Annotated in this window: 19 protein-coding genes, 1 tRNA gene and 1 pseudogene; 3 read left to right on the forward strand and 18 right to left on the reverse strand. The window is 68.4% G+C overall.

The features are described from left to right. Positions 1-165: 165 nt before the first annotated feature. The 3 genes and pseudogenes from lysA to ABEB03_RS19215 form a co-directional block, all read right to left on the reverse strand. The gene (gene lysA / locus ABEB03_RS19205) at positions 166-1,557 is read right to left on the reverse strand and encodes a diaminopimelate decarboxylase (protein WP_345650260.1); all 1,392 of its coding nucleotides are present in this window, start codon (positions 1,555-1,557) and stop codon (positions 166-168) included. A 34-nt stretch (positions 1,558-1,591) separates the two neighbouring features. Further along, positions 1,592-2,767: an ArgS-related anticodon-binding protein NrtL gene (gene nrtL, locus ABEB03_RS19210; RefSeq protein WP_345650263.1), complete on the reverse strand. Its 1,176-nt coding sequence runs from the start codon at positions 2,765-2,767 to the stop codon at positions 1,592-1,594. Positions 2,768-3,252: 485 nt separating this feature from the next. Then, positions 3,253-3,795, reverse strand: a pseudogene (locus ABEB03_RS19215) (response regulator); the annotation flags it as partial. A gap of 120 nt (positions 3,796-3,915) precedes the next feature. Between ABEB03_RS19215 and ABEB03_RS19220 the strand changes: the two are divergent. Continuing rightward, positions 3,916-3,987, forward strand: a tRNA-Arg gene (locus tag ABEB03_RS19220). A 196-nt stretch (positions 3,988-4,183) separates the two neighbouring features. On the opposite strand, the gene ABEB03_RS19225 is transcribed toward ABEB03_RS19220, so the two are convergent. The 15 genes from ABEB03_RS19225 to ABEB03_RS19295 form a co-directional block, all read right to left on the reverse strand. After that, on the reverse strand, positions 4,184-5,038 hold the full coding sequence (locus ABEB03_RS19225) for a nuclease-related domain-containing protein (protein ID WP_345650266.1): 855 nt from the start codon (positions 5,036-5,038) through the stop codon (positions 4,184-4,186). 107 nt (positions 5,039-5,145) lie between these two features. Further along, positions 5,146-6,519 (reverse strand): tyrosine-type recombinase/integrase, encoded by a 1,374-nt coding sequence (locus ABEB03_RS19230; RefSeq protein WP_345650269.1) that lies wholly within the window; start codon positions 6,517-6,519, stop codon positions 5,146-5,148. Continuing rightward, on the reverse strand, positions 6,516-6,686 hold the full coding sequence (locus ABEB03_RS19235) for a helix-turn-helix transcriptional regulator (RefSeq protein WP_345650866.1): 171 nt from the start codon (positions 6,684-6,686) through the stop codon (positions 6,516-6,518). Before ABEB03_RS19235 ends, ABEB03_RS19230 begins: the two co-directional genes overlap by 4 nt. A 20-nt stretch (positions 6,687-6,706) precedes the next feature. After that, positions 6,707-7,996: a replication initiator gene (locus tag ABEB03_RS19240; protein WP_345650272.1), complete on the reverse strand. Its 1,290-nt coding sequence runs from the start codon at positions 7,994-7,996 to the stop codon at positions 6,707-6,709. A 152-nt stretch (positions 7,997-8,148) separates the two neighbouring features. Further along, complete coding sequence (locus tag ABEB03_RS19245; RefSeq protein WP_425589271.1) at positions 8,149-8,442, reverse strand: SpdD protein; 294 nt, start codon at positions 8,440-8,442, stop codon at positions 8,149-8,151. Positions 8,443-8,458: 16 nt separating this feature from the next. Continuing rightward, a complete protein-coding gene (locus tag ABEB03_RS19250) occupies positions 8,459-8,653 on the reverse strand; it encodes a hypothetical protein (protein WP_345650278.1) in 195 nt (64 codons plus the stop codon). 10 nt (positions 8,654-8,663) lie between these two features. Further along, on the reverse strand, positions 8,664-8,855 hold the full coding sequence (locus tag ABEB03_RS19255; protein ID WP_345650281.1) for a mobile element transfer protein: 192 nt from the start codon (positions 8,853-8,855) through the stop codon (positions 8,664-8,666). After that, positions 8,855-9,055: a hypothetical protein gene (locus ABEB03_RS19260; RefSeq protein ID WP_345650284.1), complete on the reverse strand. Its 201-nt coding sequence runs from the start codon at positions 9,053-9,055 to the stop codon at positions 8,855-8,857. Before ABEB03_RS19260 ends, ABEB03_RS19255 begins: the two co-directional genes overlap by 1 nt. A 20-nt stretch (positions 9,056-9,075) precedes the next feature. After that, positions 9,076-9,780, reverse strand: a complete 705-nt coding sequence (locus ABEB03_RS19265) for a DUF2637 domain-containing protein (protein ID WP_425589264.1) — start codon at positions 9,778-9,780, stop codon at positions 9,076-9,078. Positions 9,781-9,834: 54 nt separating this feature from the next. Beyond that, positions 9,835-11,196: an FtsK/SpoIIIE domain-containing protein gene (locus ABEB03_RS19270; RefSeq protein ID WP_425589272.1), complete on the reverse strand. Its 1,362-nt coding sequence runs from the start codon at positions 11,194-11,196 to the stop codon at positions 9,835-9,837. Positions 11,197-11,212: 16 nt separating this feature from the next. Further along, positions 11,213-11,563, reverse strand: a complete 351-nt coding sequence (locus tag ABEB03_RS19275; protein WP_266616567.1) for an SCO3933 family regulatory protein — start codon at positions 11,561-11,563, stop codon at positions 11,213-11,215. A gap of 219 nt (positions 11,564-11,782) precedes the next feature. Next, positions 11,783-12,385 (reverse strand): hypothetical protein, encoded by a 603-nt coding sequence (locus tag ABEB03_RS19280; protein WP_345650300.1) that lies wholly within the window; start codon positions 12,383-12,385, stop codon positions 11,783-11,785. Positions 12,386-12,468: 83 nt separating this feature from the next. Next, entirely contained in the window at positions 12,469-13,197 is a 729-nt protein-coding gene (locus ABEB03_RS19285) for a GntR family transcriptional regulator (RefSeq protein WP_345650303.1), read from the reverse strand. 107 nt (positions 13,198-13,304) lie between these two features. Then, a complete protein-coding gene (locus ABEB03_RS19290; protein ID WP_345650306.1) occupies positions 13,305-13,688 on the reverse strand; it encodes an ATP-binding protein in 384 nt (127 codons plus the stop codon). 349 nt (positions 13,689-14,037) lie between these two features. Continuing rightward, positions 14,038-14,778, reverse strand: coding sequence for a GntR family transcriptional regulator (locus tag ABEB03_RS19295; protein WP_345650309.1), 741 nt, complete (start codon positions 14,776-14,778; stop codon positions 14,038-14,040). A gap of 133 nt (positions 14,779-14,911) precedes the next feature. Between ABEB03_RS19295 and ABEB03_RS19300 the strand changes: the two genes are divergently transcribed. After that, on the forward strand, positions 14,912-15,958 hold the full coding sequence (locus ABEB03_RS19300; protein ID WP_425589273.1) for a DUF1152 domain-containing protein: 1,047 nt from the start codon (positions 14,912-14,914) through the stop codon (positions 15,956-15,958). 436 nt (positions 15,959-16,394) lie between these two features. Continuing rightward, on the forward strand, positions 16,395-16,748 hold the full coding sequence (locus ABEB03_RS19305; protein WP_345650315.1) for a hypothetical protein: 354 nt from the start codon (positions 16,395-16,397) through the stop codon (positions 16,746-16,748). The last annotated feature ends 3 nt before the right edge of the window (positions 16,749-16,751 follow it).

Consider the following 16,751-nt stretch of genomic DNA (forward strand, 5'->3'; position numbering starts at 1 on the left):
AGCCTTCGTCCGGATCGTGAGACGTCTATTTCATTTTTCCGGCGGCGGACGACAGGAGATCTTCCGCCGCAGGTCAAGCTTCTCAGCCGGCGTCCCCCGGTGTCGGCCGAGTGAGTGGACAGGCCACCTCCCGGCCGACATCACCGACACCGGTTCGAACGCCGCTCAGCCCACGTCGAGGCGCAGCAGGTCCTCCTCCGTCTCGCGCCGGACGATCACCCGGGCCGCACCGTCCTGCACGGCGACGACCGGCGGGCGCAGCGCGTGGTTGTAGTTGCTGGCCATGGAACGGCAGTAGGCCCCGGTCGCCGGCACCGCGATGAGGTCGCCCGGGGCCAGGTCGGAGGGCAGGAAGGCGTCCTTCACGACGATGTCGCCGCTCTCGCAGTGCTTGCCGACGACACGGGCGAGCATCGGGTCGGCGTCCGAGGTCCGCGACACCAGCGCGACGCTGTACTCGGCGTCGTACAGCGCCGTACGGATGTTGTCGGACATGCCCCCGTCCACCGAGACGTACGTACGCAGCCCGTCGAGAGGCTTGATCGTGCCGACCTCGTAGAGCGTGAAGGCGGTCGGGCCCACGATCGCCCGGCCCGGCTCCACCGAGATCCGGGGCGTCCGCAGCCTGGCGGCCTCGCACTCCCGCGTCACGATCTCGCTCAGCGCCTTGGCGATCTCGTGCGGCTCGCGCGGGTCGTCCTCACTGGTGTAGGCGATACCGAGACCGCCGCCGAGGTCGATCTCGGGCAGCTCGACGCCGTGCTCGTCGCGGACGGCGGCGAGCAGCCCCACCACGCGCCGGGCCGCGACCTCGAAGCCCGCCATGTCGAAGATCTGCGAACCGATGTGGCTGTGGATCCCGACGAGTTCGAGCCCGTCCAGACTCAGGGCCCGGCGCACCGCCTCCGCGGCCTGCCCGTCGGCGAGCGCGATACCGAACTTCTGGTCCTCGTGCGCCGTGGCGATGAACTCATGCGTGTGCGCCTCGACGCCCACGGTGACGCGGATCTGCACACGCTGCCGCTTGCCGAGGGACTGCGCGATGTGCGCGACCCGCACGATCTCCTGGAAGGAGTCGAGGACGATGCGCCCGACCCCGGCCTCGATCGCCGCGCGGATCTCGGTCTCCGACTTGTTGTTGCCGTGGAACGCGATGCGGTCGGCGGGCATGCCGGCCGAGAGCGCTGTGGCCAGCTCGCCGCCCGAGCACACGTCGAGGTTGAGGCCCTCCTCGTGCAGCCAGCGCACGACGGCACGCGACAGGAAGGCCTTCCCCGCGTAGAAGACGTCGGCGTCGTGTCCGAACGCGGTGCGCCAGGCGCGGGCGCGCTCCCGGAAGTCGGCCTCGTCCATGAAGTAGGCGGGCGTGCCGAACTCCTCGGCGAGCCGGGTGACTTCCATGCCGCCGACACTGACGACGCCGTCGGCCGTACGGGTCACGGTGTGGGACCAGACCTTCGGGTCGAGGGCGTTGAGGTCGGCGGGCGGCGCGGTGTAGTGGCCCTCGGGAAGCACATCGGCGTGACGGGGCCCGGCGGGGTGTGCGGAACGGCTCATCTCAGGTGTCGGCTTTCTGCGGTGTCTGAGGCAGTCAGAGGTGGTCGGGTGCGCTGATGCCGAGCAGGGACAGGCCGCCGGCCAGCACCGTCCCGGCGGCGTCGGCGAGCGCGAGCCGGGCACGGTGGGCGGCCGAGGGTTTCTCGTCGCCGAGCGGCAGCACGGTGTGCTGGACGGCGAGCAGGGCATCGGCGGTGACGACGAGGTGCCGGGCGAGCCGGTCGGGGGTGCGGTCGGCCGCGGCGACGCGCAGGGCGTGCGGGTACTCGGCGAGGGCGCCGAGCAGCTCCCCGGCCCGGTCCAGGTCGCGTACGTCGCCGGGGGCGCCGGTGTAGCCGAGCGCCGCGGCGTTTCGAAGCAGGGCCCGGGTGCGGGCGTGGGCGTAACGGACCCGGAAGAGAGGGTTGCTCTCGCGCTGGACGAGGTGGTCCGCGCTGATCCGGGGCCGGTCGTGCGGTGCGGGGTGCAGCAGGGCCCAGCGGGCGGCGTCCGCGCCCAGTGGGGCGGGGTCCTCCGGGGCGGGCACGGGGCGCAGGTTCACCGGTTCGGGGTGCCCGGCCTCGGCGTGCCGCATCTCGGGGTGGCGGGGCTCGGGGTGCCCGGCCTCGGGGTGCCCGGCCACGGCGTGCCGCACCTCGGGGTGGCGGGGCTCGGGGTGGCGGGGCTCGGGGTGGGCGTCCTGGGGGCCGGCGACTCGTACCCCCCGATGCTCCGGTGCGAGCACCGACCGGGGATTCCCCGACTCGACGTGCCGGACCTCGGCGCGACCGCCCTGGGTGGCGACGATCCGTACCAACGCGTCGGCGACGACCTCGGCACGGGTGTCGTACGGCACGCGCAGCTCGACGACCTGTCCGGCGAGGGCGTCGCCGTGTCCGTACCCGGCGCCCTGTGCCAGCACGTCCGCCACGAGGGCGGCGGAGGCCTCGCGGCCGAGGCTGATGTTCAGGAAACCGGGCCCGGTGATCTCGACGCCCGCGACACCGGCGGCGCCGCCGATGTGCGGTAGCAGGATCTCGGCGACCTGCCGTGCGGGCCGCCCGGCGGGCCGCGCGAGCTGCAACGCGACGTTGGTCGCGTAGTCCCCGCACCCCCCGGGCCCCGGCACCGTCACCACGACCCGTGCGGGCACGGCCACATTCAGCTCCCCCGAATCGACAGCACGCCGCACCGCGCACAGCACGGTCCGGGAGAGCTCGACGGGGGTCACGGGACAAGCGTATGGGAGGAGGGGGGTGGGGATGCTAATGGGTTTGGGGTGCGGTCCGGGATGTGGACGGGGTGGGGTCCGGGGCCGGGCGGGTCCGAGGGTGGGTGTCGGGTGCGGTCCGGGGGTGAGGCTGGCTTGCGGCGGGGCGGAGCCGGGACCGGGGGCCGGATTCTTGGCCGTACGGGCAGCGTGGTGAGGCTGGGGCTCTGGGTGGTTGACGGGAGTCACGGGAGTCACCGGAGTCACCGGAGTCACCGGCGCTGATCGGGACGGCGGCGCTGATCAGAACAACCGGATATTGGAACCCTTGGAACCCTTGGAACCCTTGGTCAGTGCCCGGCGCGTCCGGCGCGCTCGGTTTCGTCGAGGCCGAGGCCGAGGCCGGCGTCGGGCCCGTTGCCCGCCTCGAAGGCGTCGTCGAAGGGACGCCCGCCGAAGGCATCCGCGTCGAAGGAGGACTCCTCGAAGGACGGGTCGGGTGAGCCGCCCTCACGACTACTGCCCGCACTCCCCTCGCGGCTCCCCACACTCAGGGCACGCTCACGGTCGGACTCACGCCGATCCATCAACTGCCGGACGAGCTGTACGAGTTCGGAGGGTTCGAACGGCTTCGCGAGAAAGGCGTCGACGCCGACGTCGAGGCCGCTGTCGACCTCGTGCTGGGTGCAGGCGCTGACGATGGCGAGGGGCACGTTCCGCGTGCGGGGGTCGGCGCGGAGGCGGGCGGCGGTCCGGAGCCCGTCGAGCCGGGGCATCACGACGTCGAGGGTGACGACGTCGGGCTGCACCTGATGAATGACGTCCAGGCATTCGGCACCGTCGGCCGCGGTCACGACCTCGAGACCCTCCAGTTCGAGGTTGACCCTGATCAGCTGCCGGATGACCTTGTTGTCGTCCACAACAAGCACTCGGCCGGACGCGCCTGGCACAACTCGAGAGTAGGTCCGCGCCCACTGCCGCGTCCGGGTTTTCCCGACTTCCGCCCCTGCGGCGCCCGCGCCTCTCCCCCGGCCGGCCCTCCAGGGCACCCCCGGCCTGCCCACCCCACCCCTCACAACACGACGCCTCCGACCACCAAAACCCGTGGCAATCACCCCGGAAAGAGCTGGTAGGGTTCTACCCGTCGCCGCGAACACCGCGCCCGACACGCCCCCGTAGCTCAGGGGATAGAGCAACGGCCTCCGGAGCCGTGTGCGCAGGTTCGAATCCTGCCGGGGGCACCCTGTATTAGGTGCCCAAGGACCCCGTCACCAGCGGAAACGCTGAGGCCGGGGTCTTCGCGTATGTGCAGGCGGATGCAGCCCGAAGCGGCTCCATGTCGAGGTCTGTGGACGAGGCGTGGACGGGATCTTGGGTCGTTGCCGCAGGTGAGGTCCGGGAAATGGCGTGAGTGCGCGCTCGCCCTGGCCCATCACCTCAAGCCCGGTTCCAAGCCTGGCGATGGCGAGCAACGCCGTACACCTGCTCGATCTGCTCGGCCGTCAGCACTCCTGAAAGGGGCGCCAGTGCCGCCACCTCACGCTCCCGGTACACACGCACGCTGAGCTGTGTGGCGACCACCTTGAGATCAGTCACGCCGACAAAGACGAGCACCGGCTGCACCGGTACAGGGAAGCCGCAATAGTGCTCAAGCACTTGGCCTACTCGCTTGGCCTCCGCCCGGCTCTTGCGCGCGTAGGGTGCCGGCTTTCCGTGATCAACCTTCACGGAGTCATCGCCGACCCACACAGCCCTTTTGTCGTGGTGCTTTGTATTGATGCTGAACACGCCGCCGGGCCCGATCAGCAAGTGATCGACATCCACCTTGTCGGCCAGAGGGATGGAGTGCAGAACGCGCCAGCCGTGGCGTGCCAAGCGGTTCAGCTCGGCTCCCACCCTCCGCTCCCCCGCCAGGCCCTTCCGCCAGGAGTCATACTCGCCGGGGCGCCGCAGAAGCTGTGAGACGACTCGCTTGATCAGGCCTGGCCCGGATTTGTCGAGCAGTGACTCCCCGGGACGGTTAGCGGACAGGTCATCGGCCGCTGTCAGAGGCGGCAGCAGAGGGGGCACCTCAGCCTCGGGCGTCCTAGACGTCTTCTGCGGCGGGACCGGTTCGGGGTTGTTCTGTAAGTGATCTGTCAGCACGGCGATCACGTCGTCGCGATACTCGGCGACCAAGACCGTGATGTCCCCCGTCTTCACATCCGCCCAGCCGACCGCCGTGCCATCAGGCAGGTTCGCGTACAGGCGATCATGTCCATACCGCTTCCAGCGGGTGACCTTCAGCTCCACGAGTCCCCCCTCGTCCGCTCCTGGCTCGAAGCGTCGCAGCAGGTCGGGCTCAAAACGAGAGAGGCCCCGGACAAGTTGCCCGGGGCCTCGGTGGGGTGCAGGGTGTCTCACTCGTACTCGCGCAGCAGGTCCTCGATCCGTCGGTTGGCGACGTCCTGTCGTCCGTCGAGACACTTCGCGTAGCGGGTCAGCAGGACCTCAACGCTGTTGCCGGCGCGCTCCGCCACTTCGGTCGGGTCGACACCGGCGTTCAGCCACGTCGACAGCGCCGAGTGCCGCAGGTCGTACGGCCGACTCGCGAGCGGCGAAGAGGCCACGGACGGCGGGAGCGCGAGGAGCCGGGCCTCCTGCCACACGCGGTAGTACGTCGAGGACGGGACCACCGAACCCTTCTCGCTGAAGAAGAGCCGTCCGTCGTCCGCCGTACCGAACGTCGCCAGGTGCTCGCGGAGTGCGGAAACGAGGTGGGGCGGGATCGGCACGCGCCGGACGTCCTCAACCGGCCGGTTCTTCAGACCGCGGTCGTCGTGGGTCTCCCCCGAGTCGGTCCACTGCTTGCCGACCGACGGACGAGTCCGGTGGAGCAGCGCCGACCCCCAGCCCTGTCCGGGGAGGTTCAGGTCCGTCTCGACAAGGCCGATCGCTTCAGCCGGCCGGAGACCGCCGAAGTACATCGCTGCGAAGAGACCCACCAGGCGCCGACCGCGGGCCCGCCGGTAGCCGCCCACGTAGGAGACGGCCGCCAGGAGATTCCGAGCCTGCTCGGGATTCGCGACGCCGCGAGGATCAACCTGGTTGGAGACCTTCGGCTTCTGCCAACGGACAGCTGTGATCGGGTTCTCACGCAGCTCGCCCAAGTCGACCGCATAGTTGGCAGCATTGACGAGGGTCCGCCGCTTACGCCGCACGGTCTCGGCTGCCGCGGCAGTGCCGTCAAGCTTGAGTTTCAGCGAGTCCAGCACTGCACGGGCCGTAGCCGGTTCAGCGAGATCGGCCAGCGGCCGCGATGCCTTCGACACCCAGTGGAGGACGTTCCGCACGTCGTCCGGGACGTCTCGGTCATCGGGCCCCGGCAGGACGAAGGCCCAGTTGCGGAGCGCCTGCCGGATGGCCTGATCGGACGGCCGCCCAGCCCGCTCGTCGAGGAGCTCCACGGTCACGCTGGTGAGCGATTCGTTGATGCTGTTGCGCGTATTGGGGGCAGCGTGGGGCCATTTCATAGCGAGGTACCGGAGAGCGAAGTCGTACCAGGACACAGCCGACTTCTTCGGTTCCAGCGAGTCCGGAAGCCCGGATGCCCTGTCGAACTCCTCGCCTTCACGCATCGCCCGCATCAACTTCGAGCGGTAGTGGTCAGCGAGCGCCTTGGTTCGGAACGAGTCGGAGAAGACGTTGCCCGCCACGGACCACCGAACGCCGTACGAGGGCGTCTTCGTATCACGCTTCCGAACGGCCCAGACCTTCACGTCGAGAGACTTCACGCCGCGGCCTCCAGCTCTCGCAGCCACGTGGAGAAGTCACTCCGCCACACCCGAAGCTCCCCATTGGGCAGCTTGAATGCGGTCGGCCCGTGCCCCAGCTCACGCCAGCGGTAGAACGTCCGGCGAGAGACCCCACCCAGCTCGTCCAGGACCTGGCGCACGGTCATCAGCTCGTCGCGCTGTGGGCTCACGTCGGTTCTCCTTCCGTACCGAGGGCGGGTTCGAGGGAGGCAGCGAGCCAGGCTTCAACGGCGGACAGACCGATTCCGGCAAAGACCCAGTGCGAAAGAACGAGAGTCGTATCCGGCTCGTCCTCGGTGGTCTCGACCGCTTGGGCACGGCGCCACTCGGCGCGAGCGTCACGGAGGGCGCCGAGGGTGGTCGAGTAGCGGCGGGACTTGGTGGAGAAGTGACCGCGGAAGCCGAGCATGTGGGCCCAGGCCCGGAGCCGAAGCTCTCCTAACTCCTTGCGTGCTCCAAGAGTCCAGGCCATTCGGATCAGTCGGCGCGCATGGTCGCTGACGTCGAGTTGGGCAAGTTCAGCGAGGAACTTGAGCGGGCGGTCGAGAGCTCCCGTGGCGGCCTCGGCGCCTTTGGTGGCGTACTTGGCGATGTACGAGGCGACAGCCCGCTCGGTCAGCTCTTGGCCACCGTCGAAGTCGGCAGAGCGAATCGCACGTACGTCGATTTGCTTGCCGAAGGCGAACGCGTGCGAGCGTCCATCGATGACGGGGCCACCGACGCGGGAGTGAGCAGCAGCGGCGCCAATCGCGTCGGTGAGCAGCTCGGCGGTTGCCCACGCCGGAGGCGGGGTTTCGCTGCCCTCGGGGCCGTCAATGCGGATGACGGCGTGGAAGTGGACGGCTCCGCGCTTCTGGTATTCGGCGACCTTGGCGAAGGAGACCCGGGCGAAGTCCGCGAAGTCCCGCTGAGTGAGGCCGGCCCGCTTGGCTATCTCTCGGCGGAGGTAGATGGAGAAGCGCTGCCAGAGCATTCCGGCGTGCGCGTTCCACAGGACGGCGCCCTCGTAGTCGTACGTCGCCGGGTCCAGGGGTGTGCCGAGCGAGTCGTCGTCGGCGTCGTGCAGGAGTCCGCAGCGACAGACGCGGACGGTACCGCTGCGGTCCGTGGGCCGGTTGTGGACGGGGCCGAAACCGGGAGCGGTGAAGGTGGCGAACACCTTCGGGTGACGGGTAACGCCGGTGGGAGTGCCCTTACCGCCCCGCAGTCCGGCGGTGATCAGATGGAAGGTGTCCCGGCGGTAGGTCTCCGCGCAGGCCGGACAGCGGGTCGCGCGGCGGTTGTTGCAGCGCACGAGGAGGTTGCCTGCCGGGAGTGAGGCCGAGTCGAGGCGGTGGAGAACGCGGCCTATCTCGCCGGTTCGGGTGTCGACCGCGTGCTCGACGCGGTGGCCGTCCAAGCGCACAGGCTGTGTACAACCACCGATGCCCCGGAGTTGTTTGACGAGGGTGGACATGCCACCCAGGGAGACGAGCGCGCCCAGTTCTTCGACTGGGGGCGGAACGCGTCCGGTAGTAATGGAACTGTCCTTTCGGTTTCGGTCGGGAGGTCCGCGCCTGCCGGGGCGGCGGGATGCTTGGCGGTATCGAGGCCGCCCCGGCAGGCTGGTCAGCGCTTGTGGGCGCTGTTGAGCAGGGAGCGCAGCACCAGGGCCGCGATGGAGACGGAGACGGCCGTGATGGCGACCGTGGCCAGGAGCGCGGTCAGCACGACGCCGACGACGAGGACCGCGGCAACGGCGCTCACCCCGCGTCCGACAAGGGGCGAGAGCGGGCGGCCGGCGGACGCCATGGGGGTGTGAGCACAGGAGCAGATCACCGGGGCGTGGTGGTGCTCGGCCGGTCGAGTCGGCGTCTGTGCGATCGATACCGGAGCCGCGTCGGGCATCTTCGGTCGGAGCAGCATGGGGTTTCTCCCTTCAGTGATGGGTGCCGTCGACGACGCCGACCCCGGAGTGGGTGCCGGACTCGATGGCGGGGGCGAGGAAGGTCTGAGAGAGCAGGAAGCCGAACAGGGCGATCACGACGGCCACCCACATCCGGACGCCGAGGAACTTGATCGCGGCCCAGGCGATGACGCCGAGGACGAAGACGAGAGGCAGGCTGAGGGTCACGGCGGTCTCCTCAGCGAGCCGAGCAGCGGTGGGTGCGGGCCGCCAGCTCGGCGGCGGCACGGCTGTCGTAGTCGGTCGAGAAGCCGCAGCGAGGGGCCGTGCAGGCGGCGGTGTGCTTCTCGCGGCCGCGGCCGTCGTAGTACGTGGCGACCTGGACAGGGCCGATGCGGATCACTCGGCGGAATCGGGGGTTGGCGGGCATCAGGGGAGCTCCTTCGGGTCCTCGTGGTTCTTGCCGGTGAAGTCGGCGACGTGGTCGAGCAGCCACCGCCGGATCTCCGCGCCCTCGATGTCGTCGGCGACGAGGATCACGGGTTCGGCGATGAGCAGTGCTTCGGTGAGGCGGTTCTGACGGGTCAGCTCGGCGGCCCGGTTGAGGGCGCGGAGCGTGGACGGGCGCATGGGCGGAAGGTCTCCTGGGGTCAGGTGAGTTGGGTGGCGATGGCTTCGGCGAGTGGGCCCGGCACACCGAGGCGGGCCCGCAGGGTGTCGGTGTCGATGGGCGCGCCGGTCCGCGTGCGGTGCTCGGCGGCCACCTTTCGGGCGTGGTCGACGAGCGCGGTCGGGAGCCGATCTGTCGGTGGAACGGCAGGCGCGGGACGCGAAGCAGGGGCAGCGGACCGGGACTCAGGCGCGGACGCAGGAAGTGATCCCTGTTGTGCCGCTTCGTTCATCGGCTCGTCGTTCTGTTCACGCGGGTCCGGGGCCGGATCGGCGGATCCGTGCGCGAGCAGCGTTCCGCCGAGGAAGGCGACCGCCGGCCAACCGGCCACGACGATGCGGAGCGAGGCAGGAACGTGATCAAGGTCGAGCAGCCCTGCCGTCGCGACGTTGGCGCCGAGACTGGCGGTGAGCGCGACCAGGAACCAGCACCATCCGGCCGCCTTGAACTCTCCCGACCTCAGCCGTCTCCAGGCCGCCACCAACAGCAGATCGACGCTGATCGGGTAGGCCCACGCCTTCCAGCCGTCCTGTCCCGCCGCGACGGCCAGATCGTGAAGATGGGCGAAGGACAGCGCGGCAGCGATGACCGCTTGAACGAGTACGGCGTCCACGCGGACCGGAAGGGCACGCGATGCAGGGCGCTGGGCCACGTCGCTCACGTCCTCTCGTTCGATTTCGGGCATGGCGGGGGTAGGGACTCGGCGCGAGGCGGTCGCGCCGGCCGGTGGGTTGGTGGGTCAGCCGGTCGCCGGGTGCGGCTTGGCCACACTGATCGGGATGTCCGCAGGCAAAGCCTGGACATGCGGCCGGAACGGCTTCAGGGCCGGTACGTCGGGGGCGAGCTCGGCAGTCTCGCGGCAGATCGCCGCAGCGTCGCCGAGGGACAAGTACGGAGTGCGCATGCGCCCCCAGCCGCCGGACGTATCGCCGGACACGGCCAAGCCCGGACGCTCAGCGGGAATGGTGGCAGCGACGCCCACCGCTTCGGGGGCGATGTCGCCGAGGGCCATCTTGGCCGAGGCCTCGTCGTTGACGCGGTGGCAGACGCGTCCGGTGAGTTGAGCGCGGAGCATGGTCGCGCCCTTGCCCAGCTCCGCACCGAAACGCTGGCCGCAAATCTCCAGGTAGATACCCGCGGCCCGCCCGAGCTGGGCGAGTCGGATCAGCTGGGTCACCATCTCATCGCGCCGCTCCTCGTCTTTGCGACTTGCCACGAGGAAGAGTTCGGCCACCTCATCGACGAACAGCACGATGGGCGGCGGCCGTTCGTCGTCCGGAAGGCCCCACACATCGGAGGTGATCTCCTCGTCGGGAGTGCCGGGCGCGATGCTCTGGCGTGCCTTGATCAGGTCGTAGCGGTCCTCCATTTCCTGGACGAGGACGGCCAGCAGCTCAGCAGCTTCATCGGAGTCGGTGGCCAACGCCGACAGTCGCGGAGCGAAGGGCGCCAGCTCGACGCCTCGCTTGCAGTCGATGCCGACCAGGGCGACCGGTTGAGCGGCCAGCCCTGTCAGCAGATTTCGGAGGAACATCGACTTCCCCGACAGGGTGGCGCCGAGGACGAGTTCATGAGGAACGGCCCGGTAGTCGCGGACGAACACGGTCGCGTCCTCCCGCAGAGCCACCGGCACGGCGAGGAGGTCGTGCCCAGCGCTGCGAGGCATTTTCACCTTTCGCAGCAAGTCGAACCCGACCAACCGCAGCTCGACCACGCCCGGCTTGATCTCGTGAACGTGGACCGCGTGAACGCCCCAGGCGTGCCGCAACCGCTCACACGAGGCGGCCACGTCCGCCGGCTCCTGGCCGGGAGCGAGCCGAAGCCGGACCCGCAGCCCCGTGGAGGTGGGACGGATCAGCCCTCGGCGCGGAGGCACCGGCCGGACCTCACGACGGGTGGTGGCCCGCACGGCCAGCGCCCGCAGCCGGGACGGCTGGACCGTCAGCCCGCAGGCGTCCATGGTCGAGCTGTACGAGCCGACCAGCCGGGCCACCGACGCAGGCAGCCCGACCGTGGCCCAATAGATCGCCGGATGCGCCTTCCGGGCGTAGATCGCCCCGCCTAATAAGGCGAGGGGTCCGCCCAGCTCGGCCATGGTCATCAGCTCGGACACGAGATCAGTTCTCCTGTCCGACGGGGAAGGCTCCCGGAACCACCGCGGCCGCCCGGTAGGCGATGCCGTGGCGGGCCTGCCCGCTGAAGACGCTCTCCCAGGGACGGGCGACGAGGCCGGGCAGGGAGACCGGGGCGCCGACGGCCAGGCCGTCCGTGATCCCGCTCTCCGGGACGGTCACCGCGATGAGCGACGACTCCCCCTCGTCGATGTAGACGACGCCGACCTTCATCAGCGCCTCCCCACTGACCGCGTCCTTGGCGATCTCGCCCGTCTGCCGGTCCTTGACCTTCGGCTCAGGCGCCTCGGTCAGCAGGATCGTCGCGGACGAGGTCTCAACTCGGATTGCACGCACAGAACTTCTCCTTCGTAGACACCCGCCAGACAACCTGACAGGTTGACTTAGCAAGTTCGAAGTTAAGGAAGCCAGGTTGACTTGTCAAGTGGCTTCGCTGTCGCTCCAGTTGAGGTTTCTGAGACGTCACCTGCTCAGCGCCAGCTCAGCCATTTTTCAGGATCCGAGCCAGGCCCTGCGGCGTTCAGCATTCAGTCGCCCCGCCATCGATGAAGCGGCTCACGCCGAGGACTCGAATCCGCCGGTCTCATCGCGATAGTGGTTGGTCATGGCTACTGCGTACCAGTCCGGGACAACGCCTCGGAACACTGGGGAGAGGTACGCCTCCAACGCCTCGTCGACCCCCAAGAACGGGCCGAACGCCGCACCCCAGGCGTCGCGGGCCGATGCGTCCGGGAAGCCTTGAAAGACCGCCACCTCCGGGTCACGCTCGCCCCAACACCCCCACATACCCGAGGGGCCCGTCACGGCGACGACGTTCGCCATGATGGTGATCGAGTCAAGGGCATCGCCATCCGGTGCGAAACCGATCGCGTCCCAGTAGTCGTCCTCAGAGGCCTCCACCGAAAGCGACAGTGCGGGCATGAGGGCCGTGCCGTCGCCGGCTTCGAGGACGAGCAGTTCGACGTGTCGATCTCCGTGCCACTGAGCCATCGCACAGAGCGCTGGCCACAAGTCCGGGGTGAGCAGGGCATCAAACTCACAGAACAACGTGTCGCCCTGGTTCGTCCGGAAGACCATCTCCGGGAGCCTGGCGTCGAGGTCGAAGACGGAGGCCCAGTGGGCACGGACGTCGCCGCTTTCAGGCAGTCGTTCTGACACGATCAGGTCCCTGTGGCTGGGTGCGAGGCCTCGTCGGACTATGCCCTCATACGAGTGATCCGAAAGAGAGGGCCGAGTCTGACTCAGCCAAGCCGATAAGTGTCTTCGAGTTCCTGCCGATCCGCTGGCAGGAGAACATCGGTGACCTGCAAGGCTTGTCCGGCAACATCACACGCGATGACCAAGACGCTCAGCACCGGCTCGCCTTGGGGCATCCCCAAGAGATCAGCTTCCTCCTGGCTCGGCAGACGGGCCGAGACGCGTTCGGTCACGTGATCAAAGCGCACCTTCTTACGTGCTTCCAGGTGTGCGCGCTGCCCCTCTCGCAGTGGAGACGAGGCAGAGAGTTCGGTCCCTTCGACCAGGCCGGCCGGAAAGTAGGACGAAGAGAGCTCGACCGGCTCACCGCCCTGCACCACCAAGAGCCGCCGAAGCAGGACCGTCGCCTTCTTGGGCACGCCGAGGAGGGAAGCAACCCTAGGCGGCACAGGAACCTGCTCGACCTGGACCAGACGACCTTGAACCGAGGATTCGTCACGCTCCAGCGCGTCGCGCCCCCGCCGATCCTTCTGCTCGACGACTTCCGGTCGCCCGCGGACGATGGTGCCGAACCCCTGCCGGGACTCCAGCCAGCCATCCCGCTTCAGCAGTTCCAGCGCGCGAACGACAGTGGGCCGGGACATCCCGAAGGCTTGGACCAGCTGATTTTCACTCGGGACCCGGCTCCCCGGAGGATACGTACCGTCCTCGATACGCCCCTGGAGCGTCTGCGCCAGCCGCACATACTTGGGTGCAGCCACCTCGTACGCCATAGCCCCGCCTAGTGAGAATCCGCCAAGTCAACCTGCCAACCAGCCTACTCACGTGAGTGGGTACTGAACAGCCGCGGACACACAGGCGCCACAGGCCGGGATCGACTTCACGGCTTCCAGGCTTCGTCGATCTGGAACCACACGACGGTTCCACCGAAGCGGCTGGGGCCGGCAGCCCAGGAGTCCGCCAGCGCGTTCACCAGACAGAGCCCGCGGCCGTGCGCATCGTTGGCCCTGGGGTTACGGAGCCGGACGTCCGCCGGGAAGCCCGGGTTGTGGACGTCGACCCGCAGGGACTCCCCCAGGCGCGACCACTCGACCCGGACCCGCCACGGTTCTTCGGCCTCCCCGTAAAGGATCGCGTTCGTCACCAGCTCGGAGAGCATCAGTACGCAGTCGTCGATCGGGCAGGCCAGGTTGTACGGGGTGGTGAACTTCCGGAACCATCGCCTGGCCCGAGCCACGGACTCGGGCACGGGATAGAGGGTCATACCCCCGATCGGCGTCGGTCCGGCAACCGCGGCTTCGAACTCTTCACGCGCATCCGCCATGAGCGCCACTACTCCCTACCGGTGCCGTCACAGTCGAGACAGCGCCGCTTGGACGTAGCACGGACGCGAGCATCAGCGACGGAGAGCGCCAGAGCGGAGCGGGAGCCGACGTGCTTCCACCCTCGCCCCCGACATCCACGGCAGACCGCTTCCCGCGAGACCTGCCGTAACTCCCCGTACTCCTGGCTCACGTCCGTGCCCCTTCCGGTCAAGTGGCCTTAGCCACTTACTGGATAGTGGCATTAGCCACTCGGAGTCACAAGCGATTCCCAGAGGGAAGGCCGATTTTCTAGCTGATCGGGTAGCCCTGCTCGAACGCCCAACGCCCAGGCGGGTACGTGGCCTCGGCGAACTCAAGAGGCCGATCCTGCAGGTCATAGACCACGTGATGCACGATCAAGACGGCTGCACCAGGCTCAAGTTCAAGGTCTGCAGCCTCATCCTCGGTCGCCAGACGGGCACACATCCGGTCTTCGGCATAGCTTCCTTGCCGCCCCGTGACGCTCTCGACGTACATGAGCGTCCCCTCCTGAATCCGGTCGGGATCACAGAGCTTGGGCGCCTGCTCGCCGACATCGGCGCCGAACCACGAGGTGGAGATGGTGATGGGACCCGACTCGTTCTTGGTGACGCGTTGGCGGTGAACGGCTCGACTTCCAGCCGCCAGACTCAGCGCCTCGGCCACGTAGTCGGGGGCTTCCAGCCAGCCGGCGGACGTGATGACCGCGTACTCACCCGGCGTGTAGATCTTGCCGGTCTGCTTGGCACGACCGTAGAGCTCCCTGGCACGCCGATTCACGGCAAGGCCCCGCACGTAAGTCCCCGAACCCTGGCGCTTCTCCACCAGACCTTGGTGACTCAGAGCCTCCAGCGACCGAGCAGCCGTGGGGCGGGAAACGTTCCAGTCTGCGGCCAGTTGGCGTTCCGACGGAACCTCGTCGCCAGGCCTCAAGTCGCCTCGCAAAATCTGATCGCGGATGTGGTGGGCGATCTGGAGGCACTTGGGCTGGGTCTCTTCGATCTGCGGCATCGGAGCCCCTCCCTAAGTGGCTATGACCAGTAGCCACTATAGGGTGAGTGGCCAGCAGGGGAACCCGTACGCTGCGAGGGTGACCCGCTTGATCGTGGCAGCAGGAGGAGGGGGCGACGCAGTCGCCGCCGCAATGCTCGACGCAGCCCTCTACGGGGGTGACGACCGTCCGGCGGTGATCCTCACGTACGCGTGGGACCGCCTCCTGATCGACCCGGTACCAGGCCCCCGAGGCCCGGAGAACTTCACGGGCCTACGTCCCCTCACGCGAAGCGTCTGGACCGTCCCGGCCAACGCGAAGCCCATCGCCCCCGCAGGCTCGACACTCCCCCGCCTGGCAGCCGAACTCCCCCACACCTTCGCCTTGATCGATCCCACACACGGCGCCGAGGGCATCACACGCCAGCTAGAAGAACTCATCGAGCATCTGGCCCCCGAGTCCATCGACCTCCTGGACGTGGGCGGCGACATCCTCGCCAAGGGCGACGAACCCACCCTGCGCAGCCCGCTCGGCGACGCCCTCACGCTGGCTGCATGCTGCCAAATCAACGCGCCTGTGCGGCTCTTGATTGCTGGCCCCGGCCTAGACGGAGAGCTCCCGGCCGAGCTTCTGGCCAACCGCATGGGCCCAGCAGCTCAGACACTCACGCCCGAGCACGTCGAACCAATCAGCTCAGTTCTTGAATGGCACCCCTCCGAAGCAACGGGGATGTTGGCAGCAACGGCCCGTGGAATCCGTGGCCTCTGCGAAGTCAGAGACGCCGGCCTCCCGGTCCCTCTCACCGACCAAGGCCCCACCGTCCACGAAGCCGACCTGGACGACGCCCTGAACCGCAACGAGCTCGCACGCGCCATCCTCGCAACGGAGACTCTCGCCGAGGCGGAGCAGTACAGCCGCGAGGTCTGCGGGTACTCGGAGATCGACTACGAGCGCAACAAGGCCAGTTGGCTCGGCAACCAGCCGGAACAGAAGCTCGACCAAGAAGCCACGCTGCGCCAGCTCGACCAGTTCGAGGCCCAGGCCCGCGACCGCGGCATCACTCACACGACGTTCCGCCGGATCACGGAAGCCCTCGGCCTCAACGGAAAACAGCGCCAGGACCTCAGAGCGCTACTGCTCAGCAGCCGTCCTGACCAGTACGAAGCCCCACTGTGGCGCATCCAGCCGAGGCCTGAGTAACAACCTTCTTTGCTGGTTCAAGGCCCGCGCACGGCGCGGGCGCGCGCCGCCTTGTCGGCGGGTCCGCCGCCCTGTCTTCGCCAGCGGCGGCCCCGCCCGGCGGCGCGCTAGCGAGCTGCGGGCGGGAAGTGGGGGACACCCTCTGCGGCTGGGGCGGTCGGCTCCACGGCTTTAGGCAGCCACTTTGGGGCGAGCCTCGAAGATCATGGCCCCAACGTCGTGCTCTACCGGGCAGGTCCACAGACTGCCCGACGCGCCGGAAGCTTACGGGGCCATGATCACTCGCCCCAAAGCAGCTCCAGCCCAAAGCCGCTACACCGCCCTCGTGCAACAGGAGAGCGCATCTCGTTGCTACGAAATCCTCTGAAACCACCTCACCGAATAACTCTCAGCCCTTAAGGTGTGATCAAATACTGGGCTCTATGGGGGAGGTCGCATGGATCTGGCCACTTTGGCCGATACCGCTACTACCGCCTACGTCACAGGCGTAGCTGGCCATGCAGCAGCGGGGGCCGACGGCGTAGTTCGCGCACAGTTCGCACGACTGAGGGCCTTCTTCGGTTCAAATTTGGCTGAGGAATCGGAGCTCGCGCCACTCACCTTTGATGAACTTTCCGCGCGCGTTCTCCGTTTCCTAGAAGAGAACCCCGACCAGGTCGAGTCCTTGGCGGGTCTGTTGGGGAAGGATTCCTCTGAAATTAAGATCGAGGGAGCAGGGACCGTGCACGGCAATGTTGAGTTGAAAGGTAAGTACGTTGCCGGCCGCGACATCAGGTTTGACGGCCGTTGAGCC

Origin of the sequence: Streptomyces siamensis (genome assembly GCF_039543605.1) — a bacterium.
GTDB classification, from domain to species: domain Bacteria; phylum Actinomycetota; class Actinomycetes; order Streptomycetales; family Streptomycetaceae; genus Streptomyces; species Streptomyces siamensis.